Origin of the sequence: Rhodococcus opacus B4 (assembly GCF_000010805.1) — a bacterium.
Lineage (GTDB): Bacteria > Actinomycetota > Actinomycetes > Mycobacteriales > Mycobacteriaceae > Rhodococcus_F > Rhodococcus_F opacus_C.
This window is the reverse complement of record NC_012522.1, coordinates 6,430,603-6,455,082: the sequence shown is the minus strand read 5'-3', so window position 1 is coordinate 6,455,082 and position 24,480 is coordinate 6,430,603. Positions and strand designations below refer to the sequence as shown.

General features: G+C 69.6%; 22 protein-coding genes. 6 read left to right on the top strand and 16 right to left on the bottom strand.

Annotated features, from left to right (window positions below; translation table 11 throughout):
* Positions 1–156: 156 nt before the first annotated feature.
* Both ROP_RS29295 and ROP_RS29290 read right to left on the bottom strand, forming a co-directional pair.
* Positions 157–1,299, bottom strand: a complete 1,143-nt coding sequence (locus ROP_RS29295) for a class I SAM-dependent methyltransferase (protein WP_015889641.1) — start codon at positions 1,297–1,299, stop codon at positions 157–159.
* Between the two features lies 1 nt (position 1,300).
* Complete coding sequence (locus tag ROP_RS29290) at positions 1,301–2,008, bottom strand: nitroreductase (protein WP_015889640.1); 708 nt, start codon at positions 2,006–2,008, stop codon at positions 1,301–1,303.
* A 103-nt stretch (positions 2,009–2,111) separates the two neighbouring features.
* Here ROP_RS29290 and ROP_RS29285 point away from each other — a divergent pair, with 103 nt between their 5' ends.
* Genes ROP_RS29285 through ROP_RS29275 form a run of 3 tightly spaced genes read left to right on the top strand, consistent with a single transcriptional unit; the run spans position 2,112 to position 7,290 of the window.
* The gene (locus tag ROP_RS29285; RefSeq protein ID WP_015889639.1) at positions 2,112–5,609 is read left to right on the top strand and encodes a serine/threonine-protein kinase; all 3,498 of its coding nucleotides are present in this window, start codon (positions 2,112–2,114) and stop codon (positions 5,607–5,609) included.
* Positions 5,610–5,667: 58 nt separating this feature from the next.
* Positions 5,668–6,396 carry a flavodoxin family protein gene (locus ROP_RS29280; protein ID WP_015889638.1) on the top strand — a complete coding sequence of 243 codons (729 nt, stop codon included), beginning with the start codon at positions 5,668–5,670 and terminating at the stop codon, positions 6,394–6,396.
* A 24-nt stretch (positions 6,397–6,420) separates the two neighbouring features.
* On the top strand, positions 6,421–7,290 hold the full coding sequence (locus ROP_RS29275) for a class II glutamine amidotransferase (protein WP_015889637.1): 870 nt from the start codon (positions 6,421–6,423) through the stop codon (positions 7,288–7,290).
* A 5-nt stretch (positions 7,291–7,295) separates the two neighbouring features.
* Here the strand turns inward: ROP_RS29275 and ROP_RS29270 are convergent, their stop codons facing one another.
* Both ROP_RS29270 and ROP_RS29265 read right to left on the bottom strand, forming a co-directional pair.
* Positions 7,296–8,345, bottom strand: a complete 1,050-nt coding sequence (locus ROP_RS29270; protein WP_015889636.1) for a ferredoxin--NADP reductase — start codon at positions 8,343–8,345, stop codon at positions 7,296–7,298.
* 181 nt (positions 8,346–8,526) lie between these two features.
* Positions 8,527–9,288, bottom strand: a complete 762-nt coding sequence (locus ROP_RS29265; RefSeq protein ID WP_015889635.1) for an SDR family NAD(P)-dependent oxidoreductase — start codon at positions 9,286–9,288, stop codon at positions 8,527–8,529.
* 113 nt (positions 9,289–9,401) lie between these two features.
* On the opposite strand from ROP_RS29265, the gene ROP_RS29260 reads away from it, so the two are divergent.
* Entirely contained in the window at positions 9,402–10,175 is a 774-nt protein-coding gene (locus tag ROP_RS29260; RefSeq protein ID WP_015889634.1) for an SDR family oxidoreductase, read from the top strand.
* Between the two features lie 76 nt (positions 10,176–10,251).
* On the opposite strand, the gene ROP_RS29255 is transcribed toward ROP_RS29260, so the two are convergent.
* From ROP_RS29255 to ROP_RS29230, 6 genes are read right to left on the bottom strand one after another with little or no spacing between them, the layout of a single operon-like run.
* Positions 10,252–11,064: a MaoC/PaaZ C-terminal domain-containing protein gene (locus tag ROP_RS29255; protein ID WP_015889633.1), complete on the bottom strand. Its 813-nt coding sequence runs from the start codon at positions 11,062–11,064 to the stop codon at positions 10,252–10,254.
* Between the two features lie 2 nt (positions 11,065–11,066).
* The gene (locus tag ROP_RS29250; RefSeq protein ID WP_015889632.1) at positions 11,067–12,245 is read right to left on the bottom strand and encodes a lipid-transfer protein; all 1,179 of its coding nucleotides are present in this window, start codon (positions 12,243–12,245) and stop codon (positions 11,067–11,069) included.
* A complete protein-coding gene (locus tag ROP_RS29245) occupies positions 12,242–12,673 on the bottom strand; it encodes a MaoC family dehydratase (protein ID WP_015889631.1) in 432 nt (143 codons plus the stop codon). Before ROP_RS29245 ends, ROP_RS29250 begins: the two co-directional genes overlap by 4 nt.
* Entirely contained in the window at positions 12,670–13,782 is a 1,113-nt protein-coding gene (locus tag ROP_RS29240) for an acyl-CoA dehydrogenase family protein (RefSeq protein WP_015889630.1), read from the bottom strand. The genes ROP_RS29245 and ROP_RS29240 overlap by 4 nt, the downstream gene beginning before the upstream one ends.
* Entirely contained in the window at positions 13,782–14,720 is a 939-nt protein-coding gene (locus tag ROP_RS29235) for a bifunctional MaoC family dehydratase N-terminal/OB-fold nucleic acid binding domain-containing protein (RefSeq protein ID WP_015889629.1), read from the bottom strand. The genes ROP_RS29240 and ROP_RS29235 overlap by 1 nt, the downstream gene beginning before the upstream one ends.
* Positions 14,717–15,883 carry an acyl-CoA dehydrogenase family protein gene (locus ROP_RS29230; protein ID WP_015889628.1) on the bottom strand — a complete coding sequence of 389 codons (1,167 nt, stop codon included), beginning with the start codon at positions 15,881–15,883 and terminating at the stop codon, positions 14,717–14,719. Before ROP_RS29230 ends, ROP_RS29235 begins: the two co-directional genes overlap by 4 nt.
* Before the next feature lie 139 nt (positions 15,884–16,022).
* Here ROP_RS29230 and ROP_RS29225 point away from each other — a divergent pair, with 139 nt between their 5' ends.
* A complete protein-coding gene (locus ROP_RS29225) occupies positions 16,023–16,463 on the top strand; it encodes a nuclear transport factor 2 family protein (protein ID WP_043825524.1) in 441 nt (146 codons plus the stop codon).
* On the opposite strand, the gene ROP_RS29220 is transcribed toward ROP_RS29225, so the two are convergent.
* From ROP_RS29220 to ROP_RS29210, 3 genes are read right to left on the bottom strand one after another with little or no spacing between them, the layout of a single operon-like run.
* Entirely contained in the window at positions 16,447–17,334 is an 888-nt protein-coding gene (locus tag ROP_RS29220) for an LLM class F420-dependent oxidoreductase (protein ID WP_015889626.1), read from the bottom strand. The two genes, ROP_RS29225 and ROP_RS29220, sit on opposite strands and share 17 nt — an antisense overlap.
* Positions 17,335–17,347: 13 nt before the next feature.
* Positions 17,348–19,015 carry an AMP-binding protein gene (locus ROP_RS29215; protein ID WP_043826874.1) on the bottom strand — a complete coding sequence of 556 codons (1,668 nt, stop codon included), beginning with the start codon at positions 19,013–19,015 and terminating at the stop codon, positions 17,348–17,350.
* Between the two features lie 26 nt (positions 19,016–19,041).
* Positions 19,042–20,235 (bottom strand): NADH:flavin oxidoreductase, encoded by a 1,194-nt coding sequence (locus ROP_RS29210; RefSeq protein ID WP_015889624.1) that lies wholly within the window; start codon positions 20,233–20,235, stop codon positions 19,042–19,044.
* Positions 20,236–20,389: 154 nt separating this feature from the next.
* On the opposite strand from ROP_RS29210, the gene ROP_RS29205 reads away from it, so the two are divergent.
* Complete coding sequence (locus tag ROP_RS29205) at positions 20,390–22,051, top strand: class I adenylate-forming enzyme family protein (RefSeq protein WP_015889623.1); 1,662 nt, start codon at positions 20,390–20,392, stop codon at positions 22,049–22,051.
* 71 nt (positions 22,052–22,122) lie between these two features.
* Here ROP_RS29205 and ROP_RS29200 read toward each other — a convergent pair whose 3' ends face one another.
* The 3 genes from ROP_RS29200 to ROP_RS29190 are packed head-to-tail and all read right to left on the bottom strand — an operon-like array spanning position 22,123 to position 24,480.
* Positions 22,123–22,938, bottom strand: coding sequence for a mycofactocin-coupled SDR family oxidoreductase (locus ROP_RS29200; RefSeq protein WP_015889622.1), 816 nt, complete (start codon positions 22,936–22,938; stop codon positions 22,123–22,125).
* 22 nt (positions 22,939–22,960) lie between these two features.
* Positions 22,961–23,611: a PaaI family thioesterase gene (locus ROP_RS29195; RefSeq protein WP_015889621.1), complete on the bottom strand. Its 651-nt coding sequence runs from the start codon at positions 23,609–23,611 to the stop codon at positions 22,961–22,963.
* On the bottom strand, positions 23,608–24,480 hold the full coding sequence (locus ROP_RS29190) for a MaoC/PaaZ C-terminal domain-containing protein (protein ID WP_015889620.1): 873 nt from the start codon (positions 24,478–24,480) through the stop codon (positions 23,608–23,610). Before ROP_RS29190 ends, ROP_RS29195 begins: the two co-directional genes overlap by 4 nt.

Below are 24,480 nucleotides of genomic sequence, written 5' to 3'. Positions count from 1 at the left end.
ATCCCTTCTCGTGGCTCGCCGGGTGGATCCGGATGTCTTGTACGTTGAACGTCCGGCACCCGCCGCAAGTTCCCGTTCGTCGCTTCCGGGTCGGACAATTCGGACTCTACCGGTGCCGCCGGGACACTCGCCAGACGAGGCCGGTCGGCGTGGCGGTCAGGCCACCGACCGGGTGACGGTGAACTTGGGGTTTCGCCCGACCACGTCGGTCCTGCCGACGAGCCGCTGCAGCCGGCCCCGGTATCCGAGGTGGGAGTTGTACACGGTCCACAACTCGCCGCCGGGCCGGAGCACGCGGCCTGCTTCGGCGAACATCTTCGACGCCCCACCGGTGTGGACGGCTGCCCCGACGTGGAACGGCGGGTTGCACAGGACGACGTCCTGACTGTCGGTCGCGAGACTGGACATGGCGTCGTCGCGCAGGGTGGAGATCCGCCCGTCGAGCCCGTTGGCGCGGGCGGTGGCGGCGGCCGACGCCACCGCCGCCGACGACTGGTCCGTCGCGATCACCGACACCTCCGGGAGGAGCCGGGCCAGGCTGACGGCGAGAATGCCCGTTCCGCAGCCGAGGTCCACCGCGGCGCGGGCCCGGGGGTTCACCCGGGGCAGGAAGTCGAGGAGATATCTGGTCCCGATGTCCAGTTTGGGACCGGCGAATGCGGCCCCGTAGGAGACGACGTCCAGCCCGATCTCGGCGAGGTGATCGGTGACGGGGTACGTCTGCTGCGCCGCTTCCCGCGGTCCGCGCGCGATCAACACCCGCGACTTCTGCCTGCCGAGGGTCGCGCGGACTTCGGAGAACGACCGCCCGAGGACGTCGTTCATGGCGGTGGAGATGTGCTTGTTGCGTCCGCCGGCGTAGACGACGACGGACGGGTCGGCGTGACGCGCGATCGACTCGGCGACCTCGGTGAGTTCGCCGAGGCTCCGCGGCAGTTGCATCAGCACGACCGTCGCGCCCGCGAGCAGTTCCTCCCCGAGCGCGCAAGACCGGTAGCGGTCGGCGAGCCCGACGGTCGCGGCGTTGGCGGCCAGGGCCAGTTCGCCGGTCAGCGGATCCTGGTGCACGCGGATTCCGGTGGCACCGTGCGCCGCCGCGGCACCGAGGGTGAGCGCGCCGTAATGGTCGCCGATCACGGTGAGCGTCCCGGGAGGCGCCGTCGGCAGGGCGGCCGCGGCCTCGTCGAGGATCAGCCGGTCGGCGGCGTCGACGGCGGTCAGATTGGGGGCCTCGACGTCGGGACGGCGACGCAGCCGGGAGAACAGGTCGTCCCGGTCGAACACTTCGGAGTCGAGCACGTTACCGGGACACCCACTGCGCGACGTGGGCGACGGGTTCCCGGTGGGTGCGGAATCCGTTGACGGGGTTCTCGGTGTCGGGGTATCCGAACGAGATCGCGCAGACCACCCTGCGGTCCTCGTCGAGACCGAAGAACTCGTGGATGAACCGCGAGCTTCCCGCGACGGCGGCCTGCGGAATGGTCGCCACTCCGAGGCTCTGCGCGGCGAGCAGGAACGTCTCGACGTACAGGCCGCAGTCCACGGCGCCGTACGTGCCGAGCGCTTCGTGGGTGGTGACGATCGCGACGTGCGGCGCCCCGAACAGGTCGAAGTTCTTCATCGTCTGCTCGGCGGACGCGGCCCGGTCGCCGGGGGCGATCCCGACGCTGGCGTACAGCTGCATCGCGCACTCGCGGCGACGCAGTTTGTGCTCGCCCACGTATTCGCGGGGCCAGTCGAAGTCGGACTCCTGCGGGTGGGTGCGGACGTACTCCGCCAGCCCGGCGCGGAACCGTTCGGTGCCCTCCCCCTCGGTGATCGCGACCTGCCACGGCTGCGTGTTGCACCACGACGGCGTCTGCTGGGCGAGCTCGAGGATCCTCTCGATCACGTCGTGCGGCACCTGCTCCGGCAGGTATGCCCGGCAACTGATTCGCGCGTCGAGGAGCTGGGCCAGGGTGCGCTCGGCCGGAGTCGTGTCCGCCGTCGCAATGCCGGTATCCGTCACCGTCGAATTCTCCTCGGGTCTACTCGTTCTCGAACACCGCTCTCCGTGTCGCACGACCGCGATATGCTGGCGTCAGTGCACCGAGAAGGTGATTTCATTGAGTGTGCCACGACACCCGGAAAGCAGTTCCGGGCCGACCGACTCGGATCCGCAGGCTACCAAGCGGATCGTCGTGACCGACATCGTCGCGGAGCTGTCTTCGGAAGGATTCGACGACGCCCGCGAGATCGGCCGGGGAGGGTTCGGGGTCGTGTACCGCTGCCTCCAGACGGCCCTCGACCGCACCGTCGCGATCAAGGTGCTGTCCTCCGATCTGGACGGCGAGGACCGGGAACGTTTCCTGCGCGAGCAGCGTGCGATGGGAAAATTGTCGGGACATCCGCACGTGGTCGACATCCTGCAGTCCGGGGTGACGCGCAGTGGCAGGCCGTACATCGTGATGCCGTATCACCAGCGCAACTCGCTGGACGCCTGGATTCGCCGTGAAGGGCCGCTGCCGTGGAGTGAAACGCTGCGCATCGGCGTGAAGCTGGCGGGCGCCCTGGAGACGGCGCATCGCCTCGGCACCCTCCACCGTGACGTGAAGCCCGCGAACATCCTGCTCACCGGATACGGCGAGCCGCAGCTCACGGATTTCGGCATCGCGCGCGTCTCGGGGGGCTTCGAGACCACGTCGAGCATGATCACCGGTTCGCCGGCGTTCACGGCCCCGGAGGTCCTGCGCGGCGACCCGCCGTCCGCGTCCTCCGACGTGTACAGCCTGGGCGCCGCCCTGTTCTGTCTGCTCACCGGGCATGCCGCGTTCGAGCGGCGTAGCGGGGAGCGGCTCGTCGCGCAGTTCCTCCGCATCGCGACGCAGCCCGTTCCGGACCTGCGCGGCGAGGACATTCCCGACGACGTGTGCACGGTCATCGAGCGGGCGATGTCCGAGGAACCGACCGACCGCCCGGAATCGGCGGCGGCGTTCGGCCAGGAGCTGCGCGACATCGAGCGCAGGCACGGTCTCGACGTCGACGAGATGGCGCTTCCTGCCGCGGCGGACGAGTTTCCGCGCACCGAGCACAGTTCGACGCCGACCACGGAGTCCACGTCGTCCGGGCGCAGTCGCAGTTACCGGCGCCGATCCGGCGCCACCCCGCCGAGTGCCGCCGCCCGCTTCCGGCCGCCGACCCCGATGCGTTCCCTGGTGGCGCGCACCCGCCTCCTGGATCTGCTCCGGCTGGGTCAGCGGAGGCGGCTGACGCTCATCCACGCACCCGCCGGGTTCGGGAAGAGCACCGTGGCGGCCCAGTGGCGCGACGTCCTCATCGAGGACGGCGCCGCCGTCGCCTGGCTGACGGTGGACAACGACGACAACAACGTCGTGTGGTTCCTGTCCCACCTCGTCGAGGCGATTCGCCGGGCCGAGCCGATGCTGGCCGACGAGCTGGGGCAGGCGCTCGACGAGAACGGCGCCGACGCGGAGCGGTACGTACTGACGTCGCTGGTGAATCAGGTCCACGACAGCAGGCGCCACGTGGTGGTGATGATCGACGACTGGCACCGTGTCACCTCATCGGACACGATCGCGGCGATGGACTTCATCCTGGAGAACGGCTGCCACCATCTGCAGATGGTGGTGAGCAGTCGAAGCCAGGCGGGGCTTCCGCTGGCCAAGATGCGGGTACGCGACGAACTCGTCGAAATCGACTCCGTGGCTTTGCGTTTCGACCTGACGGAGTCGCAGCGGTTCCTGGTCGACCTCGGCGGACTGCACCTCGACGACTCCGACGTGGAGGCGTTGGAGGAGACCACGGACGGGTGGGTGGCGGCGCTGCAACTGGCTTCGCTCTCGCTGCGCGATCGCGAAGATCCCGGCGACCTCATCCGGCACATGTCGGGCCGCCACCACGCGATCGGCGAGTACCTGGCGGAGAACGTGCTCAGCACTCTCGAGCCTGCGCTGCTCGACTTCATGCTGGACACGTCGATCACCGAGCGGGTGTGCGGCGAACTCGCGTGCGTGCTGGCGAACGTCACCCGTGGTCAGGCCCTGCTCGAGCAGGTCGAATCGCGCGACCTGTTCCTGCGCAGCCTCGACGAGGACCGGGAGTGGTTCGAATACCACCACCTGTTCGCCGAATACCTCCGTCGACGGCTGGAGCGCGATCACCCGTCGCGCGTCCCGGATCTGCACCGTGCGGCCGCGCACTGGTTCGCCGATCACCACTACGTCAGCGACGCAGTGGATCACGCGCTGGCGGCGGGCGACCGCGACGTGGCCGTCGCGGTGGTCGAGGAACAGGGCATGTACCTCGTGGAGCATTCGCGGATGGTCGCGCTGCTCGGCCTCGTCGACAAGCTGCCGCAGTCGCTGGTCGAGTCCAGTCCCCGCATCCAGATCGCGGTGGCGTGGGCGAACATCCTGTTGCAGCGGGTGGCGCCGGCGCTGGGGGCGCTGTCGCTCGTCGCGTCGAGCCTCGAGTCCTCGGCGCTGAGCGAATCCGAGCAGGCGGACATCCGGGTCGAGGGCGACATCGTTCGCGCCGTGATCGCGGTGTCGTCCGACCGCATCGCCGGCGTACCCGACCTCATCGCGGAATGCCTGGCCCGGCCGGAAACGCTACGCGCGTGGGTGGTCTCGGCGGGGTCCAACCTCGCGTCCGCGGTCGCGATCGCTCAGTTCGATTTCGTGGAGGCGCGCCGCCTGCAGGAGTGGGCCACCGGCTACCACCAGCGGACCATCGGACCGTTCAGCAAGATGTACGGCTACTGTTTCGCCGGTATCGCCGCGCTGGAGCAACTCGACATCACCGCCGCCGAGGACAACTTCCGGCTGGCCGTGCAGACCGCGACGAAATCGATCGGTTCGCACTCGCACGCCGCACGTCTCGCGGGGGCGCTCCTCGGCGAGCTGATGTACGAGCTGGGCCGTCTCGACGAAGCCGAACGACTTCTCGACGAGAGCTACGAACTCGGACCGGAGGCGGGCATAGTCGATTTCATGATCGCCCGGTTCGTCACGGGCGCCCGGCTGAAGGCGGCACGCGGCGACGTCGTGTCCGCCGCCCGGCACCTCGACGAGGGGGCGTCGGCGGCGGCGTCCCTGGGACTCCCCCGGCTGCGGGCCCGGGTCGAGAACGAGCGGGTCCGGCTCGGCCTGCCCGCGTCGCCGCAACCGCCACCCACTGCCGGGAAACCCACCCGGGAACCCGATTTCGGTTTTGCCGAGATCATCGCGCAGCTCGACGACGCCACCGAGATCCGGAAGCAGGCGGCGGTCGAGCCCGACGTCGCGTGTCGCCGCGCGCAGGAGTGGGTGCGCCGGGTCGAGCAGGAGCGCAGGCCGAGGGCGGCCATGCAGGCCAATCGCCTGCTCGTCGCGTGCCTCGTCGCGGCGGGACGGGTCGACGACGCGAAGCCGGTGCTGGCGTCCATCGCCGCGACGTGTGCGCGAATCGGCTTCGTGCGCTATCTGATCGACGGCGGGCCGCGCATGGTGCCCGCGCTGACGGCGCTCCTCGAGGACCGGCTGGCGGGCCGTTGGCCGCCCGACTGGCCGGAGGTTCCGGCGGAGTTCCTGGCCGCCGCACTGGAGACGGCGACGCCGATCGAGAGTTAGTCGCGACCTCTCGCCGCTTCCGCCACGAAGAGGAACCGCCGCGGCATATCGTGGACTGATGACCGATCCATCGCCGCAGGACGGGCCACGGTTCAGTGGTCTGCGTGCCTTGTTCGTCAACTGCACCCTCAAGCGGTCACCCGATGTGAGCAACACCCAGGGGCTGATCGACCGCAGTGTCGGTCTGATGGAAAAGGAAGGTGTCTCCGTCGACCAGTTCCGGGCGGTGGACCACGACATCGCGACCGGCGTCTACCCGGACATGACCGAGCACGGGTGGCCGAGCGATGAATGGCCACAACTGTTCCGGCGGGTGCTGGACGCCGACATCCTGGTGCTGGCGGGCCCGATCTGGCTCGGCGACAACGGTTCCGTCACCAAGCAGGTGATCGAGCGGCTGTACGGGTGCTCGTCGCTGCTCAACGACCACGGCCAGTACGCGTACTACGGGCGCGCCGGTGGTTGCCTGATCACCGGCAACGAGGACGGAGTCAAGCATTGCGCGATGAACATCCTCTACAGCCTCCAGCATCTCGGATACGTGATCCCACCGCAGGCCGACGCAGGATGGATCGGCGAAGCGGGCCCCGGACCGTCGTATCTCGACGAGGGGTCCGGCGGCCCGGAGAACGATTTCACCAACCGCAACACCACGTTCATGACGTACAACCTGATGCACGTCGCCGCGATGTTGAAGACGGCAGGCGGGTTCCCCGTGTACGGGAATCAGCGGTCGGAGTGGGACGCCGGTTGCCGCCCGGATTTCGCCAACCCGGACTACCGCTGATCCGTCCCACCCGAGAGGGAAGTCATGTGCCGATTGTTCGGTTTGTCCGCCGCCCCGCACCGCGTTCGCGCGTCGTTCTGGCTGCTGGACGCCCCGGACAGCATGGCGCAGCAGAGTCACCGCGAGCCGGACGGCACCGGACTCGGCACGTTCGCGGAGGACGGGACGCCGGTGGTGGAGAAGCAGCCACTCGCCGCCTACGAGGACGCGGAGTTCGCGCAGGAGGCGAAGCACCGGTACTCGGCCACGTTCGTCGCGCACATCCGTTTCGCGACCACGGGTGAACTGCTTCCGCAGAACACGCATCCGTTCACCCAGGCGGGTCGCGTGTTCGCCCACAACGGCGTGGTCGAGGACCTGCCGAAGCTCGAGGCGGAACTGGGCTCCGATCTCGCTCTCGTGCACGGCGACACCGACTCGGAACGGGTCTTCGCCCTCGTGACCCGCGAGATCGGCCGCAACGGCGGCGACGTCACGGCCGGCATCACCGCCGCCGCCCGGTGGCTGGCCGACACCGTGCCGATCTACGCGCTCAACATCCTGCTGACCACTCCCGGCGAGTTGTGGGCGCTGCGCTACCCCGACACCCACGACCTGCTCTTCCTCGAACGGCGCGCGGGCGGTCCGAGCGGTGGACGGCACCTCCAGCACGCGAGCACGCCCGGCCGGATCCGGGCCAGGTCCGAACATCTCTCCGAGCGTCCGGCGGTGGTCGTCGCGAGTGAGCAGATGGACGAGGACCCCGGATGGACGCCGCTGCGGTCCGGCGAACTACTGCACGTCGGCCGCGACCTCGCCGTCACCCGCGACGTGATCGTCGACCACCCGCCGCGGTACCCGATCCGCCTCGAAGACCTGGGCGCCCGCGCGGCGGCGGCGCAGACGGAGAAGTGACAGGCTCAGAATTCGATCCGCAGGTGCTCGCTGACGGGGCGGGCCTGGCAGGCGAGGATGTACCCGCTCGCGATGTCCTCGGGGTCGAGAATCGACGCGTTGTCCATGTCTACCTCACCCTCGACGACTGTGCAGGCGCAGGAACCGCATTCACCCTCGCGGCAGGAGTACGGGACGTCGAGTCCCTTCGAGAGCATGACGTCGACGAGCGTCGCCGTGCGTGGCCAGCTGAGGTTGTGCGCCTCGCCGTCGAGTTCCACCTCGACCGTCGACACCTCTCCCGTATTCGGCAGTTCCTCGACGACGACCTCCGCGAACGGGTCGCCCGACAGCGACGTGAACACCTCGGCATGCACCCGGTCTCGCGGGACGCCGGCGAGTGCGAGCGCGTCGTGGATCGCGTCCATGAACGGCCGCGGTCCGCAGAGGTAGGCCCGGTGGTCCCGGAACCGGTCCGACAGGTTCGCCAGCTGGCGCGGCGTCGGCAGGCCCTGCACGCTCTCGAGCCAGTGCACGACGGTCAGCCGATCCTCGTGGCGGGCGGCGAGGTCCCGCAACTCGTCGGCGAAGATCACCGACGTCTCGTCCCGATTGGCGTAGACGAGAACGACTTTCCCGTCGCCTTCACTGAGCGCCGATTTGAGGATCGACATCACCGGGGTGATTCCGCTGCCCGCGGCGAACAGGATCAGGTCTTCGTCCAGGCTGGCGGGTGTGAACACCCCGGCGGGAGGGAGAACCTCGATGCGGTCGCCGACGCCGACGTTGTCGCACAACCAGTGCGACCCGTACCCGCCTGCGGTGCGTTTGACCGTCACCTTCGGCAGCGCGTCGGTGAACGGCGAACTGGCCAGCGAATAGCACCGGGCAACCGACCCGGTCCGATCGCTCGGGATCCGCAGGGTGAGGAACTGCCCCGGCTTGTACGCGAATTCGTGCCTTCGCTCGTCCGGGACGTCGAACACCAGCGACCGGGCGTCGGACGTCTCCTCCACGACGGCGGCCACGGTGACCACTACTGATCGCGAACTGCGTGGTGTTTCAACGGTCGTCATCGCGACGGTGCCCTCTCGGTACGGTAATTCGATCCTGCCGAAACTAGTGCAGATCGGCGGCGCCGGCCGCAGGCCTTCCCGCTGGGCGGGACCTCGACCGTCGCCGTCATCCCCAGCGGGACTGCCCGCCGTCATCCCCAACGGGACTGCCCGCCGTCAGCCCCAACGGGACTGCCCGCCGTCAGCCCCAACGGGACTGCCCGCCGTCCAGGGGGATGGTGGCGCCGGTGAGGTAGCCGGCGTCCTCGCCGACGAGGAAGACGACAGCCCGGCCGATGTCGGATTCGGGGTCGCCGACCCGGCCCAGCGGGATGCCCGCCACGAACTCGGCCGCCTCGTCCGGGTTGGTGTCCATCCACCGCGCGAGCGCCGGACTCTTCGCGTGCGGGGCGACAGACAGCACCCGGATACCGTCCCGGCCCCACTCGCAGGCCGCCGACCTGGTCAGCGAACGCATGCCCTCCTTGATCGAACCGTAGGCGCCGTAGTTGCTCGCGTCCCAGCGCACCGCCGCCGACGTGACGAGGTTGACGATCACGCCGCCGCCGCGCGAAACCATGTGCGGGTGGCACGACTGCATCATGCGCAGCGTCGCGAGCGGTCCCGTCGCGAACGACCGCTCGTACTCCTCGTCGATCACCGACAGGATCGGTCCGGGTCTGCAGTCGTTGGCGTTGTTGACCAGGATGTCGACGCCGCCGAACGCGTCCACGGTCCGCTCGACGGCGGACGCGATGTCCTCTCGCCTGCTCACGTCGCACACCACCGGTTCGCTGCGGGCACCGAATTCCTCGAGCATCCGGCAGGTGCCGTGCAGTTTCGATTCCGTGCGCCCGGCGACGGCGATCGCCGCACCCTCCTTCGCGAGGGCCAGGGCAATGCCCTGTCCGATCCCCTGCCCCGCACCCGTGATCAACGCAACCTTGCCGTCGAGCTTGCCCATGTCCACTCCCGTTCCCTTACTATCAAACCAAGCAATTGCTTGGTGCTTCTTAGTTGCCGTTCCCCGCCGAGCGCCCGGGTCTTCCCGCGCTCCTCACTCCGAAGGTCTCCCCCGTGACTCCTCCCACTCCCCTCGATTTCAGTGACCGCTCCGTCGTCGTGACCGGCGGAACCAAGGGCATCGGTTTCGTCGTCGCCGAAGCGTTTCTCGCCGCGGGCGCAAACGTGCTCGTCTGTGGCCGATCCGAGCCCGACCGCCTACCCGCGCACGGTGACCGCACCGCCGCGTTCCGCGCCACCGACGTCCGCGACCACGCCGATGCCGCCGCACTCATCGACGAGGCCGTCACCCGATTCGGCCGCCTCGACGTCCTCGTCAACAACGCGGGCGGGTCGCCCGACGCCGACGCCGCGACCGTCTCGCCGCGGTTCGTCGAGAAGATCGTCGCGCTGAATCTGCTGGCGCCCTTCACCGTTGCCCAGGCGGCCAACGCGGTGATGCAGGGGCAGTCCGACGGTGGCGCCATCGTGAACATCGGCAGCGTCTCCGCCCACGACCCGCAGCCGGGAACCGCCGCGTACAGCGCCGCGAAGGCGGGCCTGCTCGTGCTGACGAAAGCGCTTGCGCTCGAATGGGCTCCGAAGGTCCGGATCAACCACATCACCACCGGCCTCATCCGCACGGAGAGTGCCGCCGCCGTCTACGGCGAGGACGGCGGCGCCGCCGTCACCCGGACCCTGCCGATGGGCCGGATGGCGGTGCCGTCCGATATCGCGGACGCCTGCCTGTTCCTCGCGAGCGCGCAGGCGTCGTACGTCAACGGCGCCGATCTCGCGGTACACGGCGGCGGCGAATACCCCGCACGGTACCTCGCGACGCACTCCTGACGTCTCCGCCAAATGTCACCTCGGCCCAGTTGAACTGCACCGGTGTGACATTCGGCGGCACACGGTAGGTGTGCGGTCAGCCGAACGCGGCGCGGGCGCCGGCGATCACCGGGCGGTCGCCGGCGACGAGTTCGAACGACGCATCACCAGCGTCGCCCCACGCCCGCAGGGACGGCGCGTCGCCCGGGTACACCGGTGCCGCGAACCGCCCCTCCAGCCGGACGAGGTCGGCCGGGTGCACGCCCAGCTCCCGCGCCAGCGCCACCGTGCTCGCGGCGAGGGTGCACAGCCCGTGCATGATCGGCCGCGGCTGCCCGATCCGCTCGGCCGCCGCCGGGTCGATGTGGATGTGGTGCCGGTCCCCGGTCAGCCGGTACAGCGCCGCCTGATTCTCCGCGGTCCGCAGAACCGTCTGTACCACCGGTTCGCCCTCGGGCCGTGACGGTTTCGCGGGACCGCGGTCGCCGCCGAACCCGCCGGCCCCGGGCGCGAACAGCGACCAGGTGGCGACGAAGAGCTCGGACTCGACGCGCACGTCGAACACGGCCGCCGAGCCTTTGTCCCACACCTCCCCGACCGACGCCGACAACGCGATCTCGCCGCGCCGCGGGAGCGGTGCGAGCACCGTCAGTTCCTGCGAGCCGTGCAGCGCCGTCTTCGTGTCGAAGGCGCCCCGCGACCCCAGTTCGTCCGGCGCCCACTGGGCGAGGGTGAGCGCGAACGTGGGCAGCACCCGCAGGCGCTCCTCGAAGACGAGGTCCAGTTCGGTGGCCCGCGCACCCACCGACAGCGCGTACAGGATGGCGTCGCGCTCGTCGTAACTCACGGTGCGCGTGCCGAGGTCCTCCCCTCGCCATGCTCCGGCAGTCGTGCGCTCGGTTGTCGTCATGATCAGTCCTCTCTGCCCAGGATCAGGCCGCTGGTGGGCACGGCGGTGCCCGCGGTCACCAGCACGTTGCCGATGCCCTCCGGTTGTGTCGTCGACGTTCCGCGGATCAGGCGGACCGCCTCGGCGATGCCGTTCACGCCGTGTAGATAGGCCTCGCCGATCTGCCCGCCGTGGGTGTTGGACGGGAGACGGCCACCGATCTCGAGGTTGCCGTCCCGGATGAAGTCCTTCGCCTCGCCGGGGTCGCAGAACCCGAGCTCCTCGAGTTGCGGGAGGACGAGCGGGGTGAAGTGGTCGTAGAGGATGGCCGCCGAGATGTCGTCCGGCGCGAGGCCGCTCTGTCCGTAGAGTTGCCTGCCGACGAGGCCCATTTCGGGGATCCCGGTGATGTCGGGCCGGTAGTAGCTCGCCATCATGTGCTGGTCCTTGCCGGACCCCTGCGCGGCGGCCTTGACGATCGCCGGGGTGGTGCGGAGGTCCTTGGCGCGTTCGGCGGAGACGACGACGAGGGCCTGGCCGCCGTCCGTTTCCTGGCAGCAGTCCAGCAAGTGCAGTGGTTCCGCGATCCACCGCGACTGCTGGTGGTCGTCGAGGGTGATGGGCCGCCCGGAGAACCAGGCGGCGGGGTTGACGGCGGCGTGCTTGCGGGCGACGACCGCGACCCGGCCGAAGTCCTCGCTCGTGGCGCCGTATCGATGCATGTACCGGCGGGCGAACATCGCCACCCACTGGGCGGGCGTCGACAGTCCCTGCGGGGTCAGCCAGGCGTACGCGGCACGGTCGGCGGTGCTGTCCATCGGACGGTCGTGCTGCCCGAGTCCGTACCGCACCCCGGACCGTTCGTTGAACGCGCGGTAGCAGACGACGACGTCCGCGATCCCCGTGGCGACGGCCATGGCCGCCTGCTGGACGGTGGCGCACGCGGCGCCGCCGCCGTAGCCGATGCGGGAGAAGAACTTCAGCTCCCCGATGCCCGTGTTGCGGGCGACGAGGACCTCCCCGTTGGTTTCGGCGGTGTACGTGGACAGTCCGTCGACCTCGGACGGGTCGATGCCGGCGTCGGCGAGCGCGGCGACGATGGCCTCGCACGCCAGTTGCAGTTCGCTGCGCCCGGAGTTCTTGGAGAATTCGGTAGCGCCGATGCCGACGATGGCGGCGGCACCCGACAGAGGGCTGGTCACCGGTTACCTCCCGCGGTCCAGGCGACGACGACGGTGCCGGATGTGTGGTCACCGAGACTGTTGGCGCCGCGGATCTTCACGGTGACGAGGCCGTCGTCCTTCGCGACCACCTCACCGGTCAGGGACATCTCGTCGCCGGGGTAGTTGGGGGCGCCGAGCCGCACCGTGATGCGGCGCAGCGACGCGTGCGGGCCCGCCCAGTCGGTGACGAACCGCCCCACCAGTCCGTTGGTGGTGAGGATGTTCATGAACACGTCCTTCGATCCCCTCTCCACCGCGAGCGAAGGGTCGTGGTGGACGTCCTGGAAGTCGCGGGTGGCGAGGGCGGTGGCGACGATCAGGGTGCGGGTCAGCGGAATCACCGACTCCGGCAGCCGGTCGCCGATCTGCACGGTCTCGTAGGTCGGGGCACCGAGCGTCGCGGTCATGCGACCACCTCGACGCCGGCCGCCAGGAGTGCACCCAGACGGGCCAGGTCCGAGGAGGCGCCGCCGAGTGTGGCGGCGAGTTGTTTGCCCCACAGCAGGTGCCGGTGCACCGGGTAGTCGGTGTCGACGCCGATTCCGCCGTGCACGTGCTGGGTGCGGTGCACCACTCGCTGGCCGCCGTCGGTGGCCCACCATTTCGCCACCAGCACGGCGGTCCCCGGATCTTCCCCGTTCGCGAGGAGCCAGACGGCCTGCCACAGTGTGACGCGCATGGCCTCGAGGTCGATGTAGCAGTCCGCGAGCTGATGGGTCACGGCCTGGAACGTCGCGAGCGGGCGGCCGAACTGGGTGCGTCCGTTGAGATACGTGACGGCCCGGCGCACCGCGCCTTCGCCCACGCCCAGTTGCAGGGCGGCGACCGCGAGTTCCGCCCGGTCGAGCAGCCACCGCACCGCGGTGCCGTCCGCCGGGCCGAGCGGCTCCGCCGGAGCCGCGTCGAACGTGACGTTGGCGCAGATCTCGTGGGTGGTCGACTCCGCCTGCTGCGCAGTCACTCCCACGGCTCCCCGCTCCACCAGGAACAGCCCCGGACCGGTGCCGGTGGCCGCGGTGACGAGGAGACGTTCGGCGACATGCGCCACCGGGACCGCGGCCTTGGCACCGTGCACCTGCCAGCGGCCGTCCACCTCGCGCGCCGTCGTCGACGGCTCGCCCGGGGTATTCGGTCCGAACTCCTCGAGCCCGACGGTGAGAATCCGGCTGCCGTCGGCAGCCGACGGCACAAGCGTTTCCCGCTGCTGCCGTGTCCCGAACTCGCTGACGGCCAGCGCTCCGAGGACGTGCGGCCACACCGGAACCGGCGCGACGTGCCTGCCCTGCTCCTCGAGCAGGACGCACAGTTCCGCGAGGCCCGCGCCCCCGCCACCGAGGTTCTCGGGCAGGGCGATACCGAGCAGCCCGGTGGTGGCGAGTTCGCGCCACAGTTCCCGGTCGATCCGGTCGGCGGTCGACTCGATCTCCTTGATCCGCTCGGGTCGCGACCTGGCGGCGAACACGTCGGCGGCCAGTCCGCGCACCGCCTCCTGCTCCTCGCTGAATGTGAAGTCCATCAGTTCTCCTCCAGTGCTGCGGGCCGGAACGCCGGAAGCGTCAGTTCCGGGTCCGCGTCGATCCAGTCCAGTTCCACCGGCATCCCGATGTGCACGTCCCCGGGCTCGACGCCCGTCATGTTGGCGATCAGCCGGGTGCCCTCCTCGAGTTCGATCACCGCGACGATCAGGGGGTAGTCGAAGGCGTCGATCTGCGGATGGTGATTGACGACGAACGTGTAGACGGTGCCCCGCCCCGACGCGTCGACGGTGTCCCATTGGGTGGAGCGGCACTCCCCGCACATCGGTCCGGTCGGGTGCCGCAGCACACCACAATTCGTGCACCGCTGGATGACGAGGCGGTGCTCGCGGGCGGCCGCGAACCAGAAGGCGTTGTCGTCGTTGAGGGCGGGCCGCGGGCGTAGCGGCCGCGGGGCCGGGTGTTCGGCGGGCCGGAAGCGCAGTGTCCGCCACCGCTGGGTGCCGACGATCTCGCCGTCGCCGTTGCGGTACGTCTTGAGCGTGGTGACGAAGTGGCCGGCGCCGAGCCCGGTCCGCTTCTCCGCCGACACGGACTCGACCACCTCGGTCATGCTCACCCGGTCGCCGGGGCGGAGTTCGGCAAAGAACTCCTGATCGGAATCCGTGGCGACGACCGACGTGAATCCCGCCTCGTCGAGCGTGTCGATCAGTTCCGTCCACACCGTGGACGGGTCGGCGCCGGACATCTTGTCGGCGTACGTGCGCATCGTCCACACCTGCAGCATCTGGGCGGGCGCGACGGCACCGGCGCGGCCGACGGCGCGTGCGGCGACGTCGTCCAGGTAGACGGGGTTCGTGTCACCCATCGCCTCGGCCCAGTGCCGGATCATGGGAGTGTTCACGGGGTCCGGACCCCAGGTGGCCGGGACGATCGTCCGGCCCTCGAAGGCGCGCAGCCGGGTGAGGAGTTCGCTCATTTCGCCCTCTTCTCGCGGACGAGTCCGAGGCCGAGGGTCCCGACCATGTCGCGGAGCACCTCGTTGACGCCGCCGCCGAACGTGTTGACCACACTCTGCCGGGAGATCTGTTCGATCTGACCGGCCAGGATCGCGCCCGGCGAGCCGGGCCGCAGCCGTCCGGCGGCGCCGAGGATCCCGAGCAGAGTGCGGTAGACGTCGACGTGGGTTTCGGTGCCGTACGTCTTGGTGGCACCGGCGTCGGCTCCCGACAACGCATCCCGCGCGACCGCGGCGGTCATCTTCCAGTTCAGCAGTCGCATCGCCTCGAGCTTGGCGTGAGTGCGCGCGAAGTCCGCCTGCACCCACGGGATGTGGAGTGCACCGTTCTGCGTGGCCCAGTCGAGGACCTGCTGCCACAGGCCGAGCGTGCGTCCGCCGAGCGCCGCGAGCCCGATGCGTTCGTGATTGAGCTGGGCGGTGATCAGCTGCCACCCGCCGTCGACGTCGCCCACGACGTCCTGATCGCCGACCCGGATTCCGCTGTAGTAGGTCGACGTGACCGTCAGCCCTCCCACCGTGGAAATCGGCGACCAGCTGAAACCGGGATCGTCCGTCGGCACGATGAGGATCGAGATGCCCTGGTGCTTCGGGGCGTCCGCGTCGGTGCGGCACGCGAGCCACACGTAGTCGGCGGTGTTGGCGCCGCTGGTGAAGATCTTGTTTCCGTCCACCACCCACGAGTCGCCGTCGCGCACGGCCCGGGTCTGCAGGGACGCGAGGTCGGTGCCCGCCTCCGGTTCGGTGTACCCGATGGCGAACACGATGTCGCCGGCGAGGATGCCGGGCAGGAACCGCGCCTTCTGCTCCTCGGTGCCGTACTTCATCAGCGTGGGCCCGACCGTGTTGACGGTGACGAACGGGAACGGCAACCCGGCCCGCTGGACCTCGTCGAAGAACACGAACTGGTCGCCGATCGACCTTCCCTGACCGCCGTACTCCACCGGCCAGCCGACGCCCAGCCAGCCGTCCTTGCCCAGCAGCCGCACGATGTCGCGGAAGTGCTCGCCGCCCACACCTTCCTCACCGGCGACGCGCCGCGTCTCCTCCGGCAGCAGCGCCGCGAAGTAGGCGCGCAACTCCCGCCGGAGTTCCCGCTGCGCGGGCGATTCTCTCAGATCCATCGGCGATCTCCTCATGCCTGTGCGTGGCTGTCGCCACCTGTGTTCTGGACGCTAACCAGCGCTCCACGGCCTCACCGCCGATGTCTCGGTGAGCGGGAGAGGGTTGTCGCCGATGACGAATGTCCGCTGGAATGGTCGGATGGCCACCGGATTCGCTCTCACCGAACTCACCGCCCGCTACGCGCGGGCCGTCGACCGGCGCGAGGCGGCGACGCTCGCGGCGCTGTTCGACACCGACGCGACATTCGTCCTTCCCCCCGCGCTGACGGGCACCGGCGCGGCAAGCGAACTCCGCGGCAACGTGGTGCTCGCAGCCGCCGTCGTCGACGCGGTCTCGCATCTGCAGTCCACCCGGCACGTCGTCCACCAGCAGGTGATCGACGTGGACGGGTCGACGGCGTCGGGCGAGACGTACTGCACGGCGCATCACGTCTATGCGAGTCGAAACGGCTGCCGCGACAACCGGATCGCGTTGTGCTACCACGACCACTACGTGCTCGGCGACGCCGGCTGGACGTTCTCCCGGCGCGAGCTGATCGTCGACTTCAGCGAGGACGTGCCGGTCACCGTGCCGGACTGAGTCCCAATCGCGCCGCGCAGGCGGCCATCTCGTCGACGACCTGGCCGAGAGACTGCGCGTGCCGGGACGCCGAGAGCACCAGCCGGCCGGCGCCCAGTTCCCGGGACCGATCGAGCCGGGCCTCGTCCAGCCGCGGCAGCGTGGCGCCCAGCACGAGGTCGACGTCGGCGGGGTCGCGTCCGGCGTCCGCTGCCGCCGCCCGCATCCGGGCGATCGCCCCGTCCAGGTCGTCGCCGGCCAGGCCGAGCGGCTGGAACCCGTCACCGAGTCGTCCGGCCCGGCGCGCGGCCGCCGGGCTGTGTCCCCCGATATAGAGCGGCACGCCCGACTCCCGGCGCGGTTTGGGCCAGCTGTGGGCGCCCGAGAAGGAGAAGTGCTCGCCCGCGAAGTCGACCGGGCCGGTGCCCGACCACAGCGCCCGCATCACCGCGATCGCCTCGTCTGCGACGGACCCGCGCCGGTCGAAGTCGCCGCCGCAGGCCTCGATCTCCTCGCGCATCCAGCCGAGACCGAGGCAGATGCGCAGGCGCCCCGCGGACAGCCGGTCCAGGGTGGCGAGGCGTTTCGCCAGCACCACCGGGTGGTGATTGGGCAGGACCAGCACTCCCGTCGCCAGACCCAGGGTCGTCGTTGCCCCGGCGACGAACGACAGCAGTTCCAGCGGGTCCGGGAGGCTGCAGTCGTCAGGCAGGTGCGACTTCCCGGTGGGCGAGTATGGATAGTCGCTCGTCGTGTCGGCGATGACGACCGAGTGCTCGACGGCGGAGATCTCGTCGAATCCCAGTGATTCCGCGGCCCGGGCGAATTCGAGTATCCACTCGGGCTCGCCCGCCCGTCCCAGTTCGACGGGAATCACCACACCCAGTTTCATGTCACCCTCACCGTCACACGTGCAGGAATCGTTGCCGGCCGTGCGTGTGGAACTCCTGCTCCAGCGCGGCCTTCTCACTGTCGGTCATCTCGTGGTACTCGGGAACGCCGCGTCCCACCCACCGGAAGATCGGATCCTCGCACCGCCAGCCCTGCTCCTGCAGCGTTCGTTTGAGCACCTTGTTCGAGCCGGTCACCGGCAGGTTCGTCGACACCCGCACGAATCGTGGTGCGGCCTTCGTGCCCAGGTCGGCCTGGTCGGCGAGGAACGCGGCGAACTCCGCCGGATCGAAATCGGTCCGGTCCGACACCTCGACGGCGGCCATCACCTGATCGCCCGACCGCGGGTCCGGGACGCCGTACACGCCGGTGGCGATCACCTTCGGAAGGCGACGCAGAATCCGCTCCACCATCAACGCCGACGTGTTCTCCCCGTCCACGCGGATCCAGTCGCCCTTCCGGCCTGCGAAGTAGAGGAAGCCGGCGTCGTCGACGTACCCGAGGTCGCCGGTCCAGTACCAGCCGTGCCGGATGCGGTCCGCGACCGCATCCTCGTTCTTGTAGTAGCCCTCGAACCGTGCAGCGCCGGCCTTGTCGATCATCTCGCCGATCGCCTCGTCGGGGTTGAGCACGCGACCGTGCTCGTCGAGCCGCGCCCGGGCTTTCTCCACCCGGGTGTCCGGGTCGACGATGACGATGTTCTCGTTCGCCGGCCTGCCGAGCGCGCCCTCGGGGGCGTTCGGGTCGAGCGTCACCGAACCGGCGCCCTCGCTCGAGCCGTACCCCTCGTACAGTTCGGCGCCGAACCGTCGGACGAATTCGGTCTTGTCCTCCGGGGACGCCTCCGTCCCGAACCCGCGGACGAGCGTGTTGTCCCGGTCGTCGGGTTGCTCGGGTGTGGCCATCAGGTACGCCAGCGCCTTGCCGACGTACGTGAAGAACGTGGCGCCGAAGAACCGGACGTCGGGCAGGAATCCGGACGCGGAGAACTTGCGGGGCAGGCAGACGGTGGCGCCGTTGGCGAGAGCGGGCGCCCACAGGGCCATCAGCGCGTTGCCGTGGAACAGCGGCATGCAGCAGTAGTCGACGTCCTCGCGCACGTGTCCGTATTTGGCGGTGTTCGCGTAGGCCAGCCGGGCGAGGCGGCCCTGACTGCACCGCACCGCCTTCGACGTGCCGGTGGTTCCGGACGTGAACAGCAGCAGAAACAGCGTCGACGCGTCGACCGCGGGGTCTTCGACCGGATGCGCGACCGCGTGGGCCGCGACGAGTTCGGCGTAGGCCGGGTCGTCGACGAGCAGGAAACGGTCCCCGGACAGCCCGAGGTCGAGGGCAGCGAGCTGGGCCATTCCCGCGGTGTCCGTGACGATCAGCTGACAGTCGACGTACCGGATCTCGGCCTCGAGTTCCGCCCCGCGGCGGGTGGGGTTGATGCCGACGACGGTGGCTCCGGCGAGTGCCGCGCCGCCCAGCCAGAACAGGAACTCGGGGGTGTTCTCGAGCAGGACGCCGATGTGGAACGGACCGCCCCGCCGCAGCGAGGACGCGACGGACCCGCGGGCCGCACTCGCGCGCACCACCTCGTCCCACGTCCAATCCTGTTCGCGGGTACGGACTCCCAGTCGGTCGTCGCCCCGGCGGTCGAGCAGCATCCGGGCGATCGTGGTGCGTTCCAATTTCAACTCTCCTGTCGAGACGGCCTGCACGCTCACTGCGCTCGGAGCACGCAGTGGGTGCCACCGTAGATAGCCGTCATGCACTTGTTGCAGTGAATGCACAGACCGGGGTTGTGGTTGTCCTGCGTGATGCGGTTGACGAGGTCGGGCTCCCGCAGCAGTGCCCGTGCGACGGCCACGAACTGGAAGCCCTCCTCCATCGCCAGGTCCATGGTCGCCTTGCCGGTGATGCCGCCGAGCAGCACGAGCGGCATCGTCACGGCGGCCCTGATCTGCCGGGCGTCGTCGAGGAGGTAGGCGTCGCGGTAGGGGTATTCCTTCAGGAAATGCTTGCCGACCAACCGGATTCCCAGTTTTGTCGGCTGCGGCATGACGGCGGCGAACTCGCGGAGCGGCGCGTCGCCCTTGAACAGGTACATCGGATTCAGCAGCGAACTGCCCGCGGTGAGCTCGAGCGCGTCGAGTGACCCGTCCTGTTCGAGCCACTGCGCCACCTGGATGGCCTCGTCCACCCAGAAGCCGCCGGGCACGCCGTCGTCCATGTTCAGTTTCGCGAGAATCGCGATCCTGCCGCCCACCGCCTCGCGCACGGCCCTGGCGGTCTCGAGCGCGAAGCGGGCGCGGTTCGCCAGGGATCCGCCGTACTCGTCCGTGCGCTTGTTGACCTTCGGGCTGAGAAACGAGCTGATCAGGTAGTTGTGGCCGAAATGGATCTCGACGGCGTCGAACCCCGCGTCCACCGCACGGCGGGCCGCGTGGGCGTGCGCCTCGACGATCCGGGTGATGTCGGCCGCGGTGGCCGGCTTCGAGAAGTTCTGCGTGGTCATCCGGAACGCGCGGGACGGGCCCAGCGCCGGGTGCCCGATGTACTTCGCGGCCGCGACCGGTCCCGCGTGACCGATCTGCGCCGACACCGCCGCGCCCTCGGCGTGGATGGCGTCGGTCAGCTTCCGTAGGCCCGGCATCGTCTCGTCGGTCCATTGGATCTGGCCGGGCGACGTCCTCCCGTCGGGGGCGACTGCGCAGTACGCGACCGTCGTCATCCCGACGCCCCCGGCGGCGGGTTGCCGATGGAATTCGATGAGTTCGTCGGTGACCAGACCCTTCGGGGTCAGGCCCTCGAACGTCGCGGCCTTGATCACGCGATTACGCAGGGTGATCGGCCCGAGCCTGGCCGGGGCGAGCGGATCGACCTTCACTGCGGGCGGGTCGAGATCTATCGTCATATGAGTTCCTCCAGCTGCGATTCGCTGTCGAACGTAACGGCGCCGGGATGTCACGGATCGTGGCAGTCTCGCTGAGTGGTAACCACGTCCGGGCGCCCGTCACGGCGTGCCATGTTGTGTCGGTACGAGTGCCCGAGGACGAAAGGTCGCCCCGATGACTGCCCCCACAGATCCACAGTTGCACCTGGATCAGGTGATGTCCCGTCTCACCGGACCCGGTGGACGTTTCGAACTCGTCGAGGAGCCGGTGCTCGGCACCCGGATGCCGGTGATGAAGCACCGCGGGCGCTCGGTCGGCGAACTCCTCACCACCTCGCTTCGGTGGGGCGACCGCGACTACCTCGTCACCGCCGACCGCCGGCTGTCGTACACCGAGCACGCCGCCGCGGTCGCGGCCCTGGCGACGGCGCTGCGTGAGGAGCACGGCGTCGGCAAGGGCGATCGGGTGGCGATCCTGGCCGCGAACACCCCCGAGTGGGTGGTCGCGTTCTGGGCCACACAGGTGCTCGGCGCCATCAGCGTCGGATTGAACGGCTGGTGGGTTCCGCGCGAGGTCGAGTACGGGCTCGCCCACAGCCGTCCGACCGTGGTGATCGCGGACGCGAAACGCGCCGAGACACTCGCCGCCGTCGGCACCGAACTCCCCGTCCTCACGATGGAACAGGATCTGCCCGCGATCTTCGCGCGGTACGCCGGTTACCCGATGCCGCACACCGACGTCGACGAGGACGATCCGGCCGCCATCCTCTACACCAGCGGCACGAGCGGCAGGCCCAAAGGCGCGTTGCACTCGCAGCGCAACATCCTGGCCGTCGTCGACTACCACCGCTTCAGCGACGCCGTGGTCGGCGAATTCAGCGGGCGGCCCGTCGATCCGGCGATGCCCAGCCCGCTCCGCTACCTGCTGACCTCTCCCCTGTTCCACATCGCGAGCCTGCACAATCTGGTGATTCCGCGGCTGGCGACCGGTGGTGCCGTCGTCATGCACCAGGGTGGATTCGACGTCGACGCCGTGCTCCGTCTCGTCGAGCGGGAACGCGTCACCAACTGGGGTGCGGTGCCCACCATGGCGTCGCGTCTCGTGGAGCACGACCACCTCGACCGGTACGACCTGTCGTCGCTCACGTCGTTCTCGCTGGCGTCCGCACCGTCGTCGGTCGCGTTCAAGGAACGGCTGCGCGAGAAGGTGCCGTTCGCCCGCAATGCGCTCGTGGACAGTTACGGACTCACCGAGTGCAGTACCGCGATCGCCGTCGCCACCGCGCCCGAACTCGAGCAGTTCCCGGGCACGCTGGGGCGCCCGATCCTCACGGTGAGCATGGAGATCCGCGACCCGTACGGGGAATGGCTGCCCGACGGCGTCGAGGGTGAGGTGTGCGTCCGCAGTCCGTTCGTGATGCTCGGCTATTGGGAGGACGAGGCCGCCACCGCCGCCGCGATCGCCCCCGGCCGCTGGCTCCGGACCGGCGACTACGGACTCGTCGAGAACGGTCGTCTGCGGCTCACCGGGCGTCGCTCGGACCTGATCCTGCGGGGCGGCGAGAACGTGTACCCCACCGAGATCGAGCAGTGCCTCGACGAACACCCCGACGTGCTCGAATGCGCGGTGATCGGGACGCCGCACCAGGATCTGGGGCAGGAGGTGGCCGCCGTGGTGGTGTTGCGACCGGGTGCCGCGACCACCGAGGCGGAACTGCGGGACTACGCGGCCGAGCGACTGTCGTATTTCAAGGTCCCGACGCGGTGGCGGATCACCACGGATCTGCTGCCGCGCAATGCCACCGGCAAGATGATCCGGCGCGACATCACCGTGTGAACGCCGAATGTCACAGCGGTGCAGTCGAACTGCACCACTGTGACATCGGGCGAGTGCAGAGCCCGCGGACCTCAGCGGATGAGGTTCCCCATATCGACGGGAATCTGCGCCCCGGTGATGTACTTCGCTTCGTCGGAACACACCCACGCGACGACGGCGGCGACGTCCTCCGGCTGGGTGATGGTGTAGGGCAGCGAGTTCTGGTAGATCGAGCCGAGCGTCGACGCGTACCGGGCGATCAGCGGGTGCAGGTCGCGCATCTTCATGCCGGTGTCGACCCCGGCCGGGTGCACCGTGTTGACGCGGATGCGGTGCTCCCCGAGTTCGTTCGCCATCGTCTTGGCGAGTCCGGTGATGCCGTGCTTGGTGGCGACGTAGTGCCCGGTGAACGGGGTGCCTTTCAGCCCGGACACCGAACTGGTGAAGACGACCGCCCCGCCCTCACCCTGCTCGATCAGGTACGGAATCGCCGCCTTCGCGGTGTGGAATGTTCCGGTGAGGTTGACGTCGACCGTCTCCTGCCACTGCTCGGCGGTGATCTCCCACGACAGTGCGCCCGAGCAGATGCCCGCGTTCGCGATCACGACGTCGAGGCGGCCAAGCCGGTCGATGCCGTCGGCCAGTGCCCGCGAGAGGCCGTCGAAGTCACGCACGTCGGCGGTGGCCGAGACGATCCGCCTGCCGGTCGCCTCGACGAGCCGGACCGTCTCGGCCAGGTCTTCCTGTGTCGCACCGGGGTAGGGAGTGGACGCGAATTCGGCGCAGGCGTCGATCGCGATGATGTCGGCGCCCTCGGACGCGAACCGGACGGCCTCGGCGCGGCCCTGCCCTCGGGCGGCGCCGGTGACGAAGACGACCTTGTTGTCGAAACGGTGCGGTGAGGTCACGGTCTGCTCCTGATCGGGGTGATCATCGTGGGCGGGGCATGGTCTTGTCGACGAACAGTCCCTCGACGGAGACGCACACCTGGCCGTCCGCGGTCCGGATGTCGCCGGCGGTGGTGATCTTGCGGCCGTCGACGGAGATCAGCTTCCCGGTGAGGGTGAGCGGTTCGAACAGTGGCGTCGGGCGGTGGTAGCGGGTGCTCAACTGCGCTGTCATGCCCGCCTTTCCACTCCAGGCGTTGGCGACGCCGAGGACGTGGTCGAGCAGCAGCGCGGACACGCCGCCGTGGACGTGTCCGGGCGGGCCCTGGTACGGGATGGTGAGGGTGACGGTGCCCCGGACCGATCCGTCGGACAGGCCCTCGAGGACGAGGGGCGGCGCGAGCGCGTTCTCGGGTCCGGTGACGGGGTCGTGCCGAGTGACGCCCTCGCCGTTCCACATGTCGATCAGCCGCTCCGCGACGGCAGGGGCATGTTCCTCGAGGTGTTCGGCGATGCTGTTCAGCTCCTCCGCGACGCGCTCGAGGTTGGCGTTGCCGCGGTCGGTGCGCAGCAAGGCGTCGACCACGCGGCGGGCGGCCCCGGTCGCCCGGTCGACGGCGGAACCGTCGGGTGGCGACGTCAGCACCGTTCCCGGCGCACTGTTCTCGAACGTGGGGTGCGTACCGACGCTCATCCGCTCACCTCCATCGTCGCCTGGGTCAGCACCGGTTGCCCGGCCCGGTCGGGGCACGTCGCACAGAGAGTGAGCCGGTCACCCTCCTGCCAGACCGCGGTCTCGACGGTGTCGCCGGGATACAGCGAGCCAGCAAACCGCACCGCGTAGTGGCGCAGTCGCGTGGGATCGCCGCCCAGCACGCCGTCGACGACGGCCTTGCACACCACACCGTACGACGCGAGCCCGTGCAGGATCGGCCTTTCGAACCCGGCCGCGGCCGCGAACGCGGGGTCCGCGTGCAGCGGGTTGAGGTCGCCACTGAGCCGGTACAGCAGCGCCTGCGCCGTCCCGGTGTGGGACACGAGCACCTTGTCGGGCGCACGTTCGGGGATCGTGGCCACCGACTCGGGTCCCGGGGAGCCGCCGAACCCGCCCTCATCGCGGGCCCAGATCTGCATCCCCGTGGTCCACAACGGGTTCCCGCCCGAGTCGGTGGCCGTCTGTTCGAGCACGATGACGGCGGCCTTGCCCTTGTCCCACACGCCGGACACCCGCGAGGACAGCCGGGCCGTGCCTGCGGCGGGGATCGGCGCATGCACGGTGAGCGACTGCCCGCCATGCAGGATTCTCCGCAGATCGATGTCGATGCCGGGCAGGCTCAGCCCGGCCTGCGGTGCGTCGCCCGCCGAGATCCCCTGACCCGCCACCAGCGCGAACGTCGGGAGCACCCGCAGATCCTTCTCGTACACCCAGCGCAGTTCCGCCGGGTCCAGGGCGTTCTCGCCGGCGCCGAGTCCGAGGTGGTAGAGCATCACGTCGCGTTCGGTCCACGACACCTCCCGGACCACCGGGTCGGCGGTCAGCGCCGCATTCACGTCGATTGCCAT

What these genes read in the sequence shown, in the direction of transcription:
- ROP_RS29280 (WP_015889638.1), top strand. Translation starts at nt 5,668, where the DNA reads ATGACCGATCCATCGCCGCAGGACGGGCCACGGTTCAGTGGTCTGCGT.
- ROP_RS29275 (WP_015889637.1), top strand. Translation starts at nt 6,421, where the DNA reads ATGTGCCGATTGTTCGGTTTGTCCGCCGCCCCGCACCGCGTTCGCGCG.
- ROP_RS29270 (WP_015889636.1), bottom strand. Translation starts at nt 8,345, where the DNA reads ATGACGACCGTTGAAACACCACGCAGTTCGCGATCAGTAGTGGTCACC.
- ROP_RS29265 (WP_015889635.1), bottom strand. Translation starts at nt 9,288, where the DNA reads ATGGGCAAGCTCGACGGCAAGGTTGCGTTGATCACGGGTGCGGGGCAG.
- ROP_RS29255 (WP_015889633.1), bottom strand. Translation starts at nt 11,064, where the DNA reads ATGACGACAACCGAGCGCACGACTGCCGGAGCATGGCGAGGGGAGGAC.
- ROP_RS29245 (WP_015889631.1), bottom strand. Translation starts at nt 12,673, where the DNA reads ATGACCGCGACGCTCGGTGCCCCGACCTACGAGACCGTGCAGATCGGC.
- ROP_RS29240 (WP_015889630.1), bottom strand. Translation starts at nt 13,782, where the DNA reads ATGGACTTCACATTCAGCGAGGAGCAGGAGGCGGTGCGCGGACTGGCC.
- ROP_RS29235 (WP_015889629.1), bottom strand. Translation starts at nt 14,720, where the DNA reads ATGAGCGAACTCCTCACCCGGCTGCGCGCCTTCGAGGGCCGGACGATC.
- ROP_RS29230 (WP_015889628.1), bottom strand. Translation starts at nt 15,883, where the DNA reads ATGGATCTGAGAGAATCGCCCGCGCAGCGGGAACTCCGGCGGGAGTTG.
- ROP_RS29225 (WP_043825524.1), top strand. Translation starts at nt 16,023, where the DNA reads ATGGCCACCGGATTCGCTCTCACCGAACTCACCGCCCGCTACGCGCGG.
- ROP_RS29220 (WP_015889626.1), bottom strand. Translation starts at nt 17,334, where the DNA reads ATGAAACTGGGTGTGGTGATTCCCGTCGAACTGGGACGGGCGGGCGAG.
- ROP_RS29210 (WP_015889624.1), bottom strand. Translation starts at nt 20,235, where the DNA reads ATGACGATAGATCTCGACCCGCCCGCAGTGAAGGTCGATCCGCTCGCC.
- ROP_RS29205 (WP_015889623.1), top strand. Translation starts at nt 20,390, where the DNA reads ATGACTGCCCCCACAGATCCACAGTTGCACCTGGATCAGGTGATGTCC.
- ROP_RS29195 (WP_015889621.1), bottom strand. Translation starts at nt 23,611, where the DNA reads ATGAGCGTCGGTACGCACCCCACGTTCGAGAACAGTGCGCCGGGAACG.
- ROP_RS29190 (WP_015889620.1), bottom strand. Translation starts at nt 24,480, where the DNA reads ATGGCAATCGACGTGAATGCGGCGCTGACCGCCGACCCGGTGGTCCGG.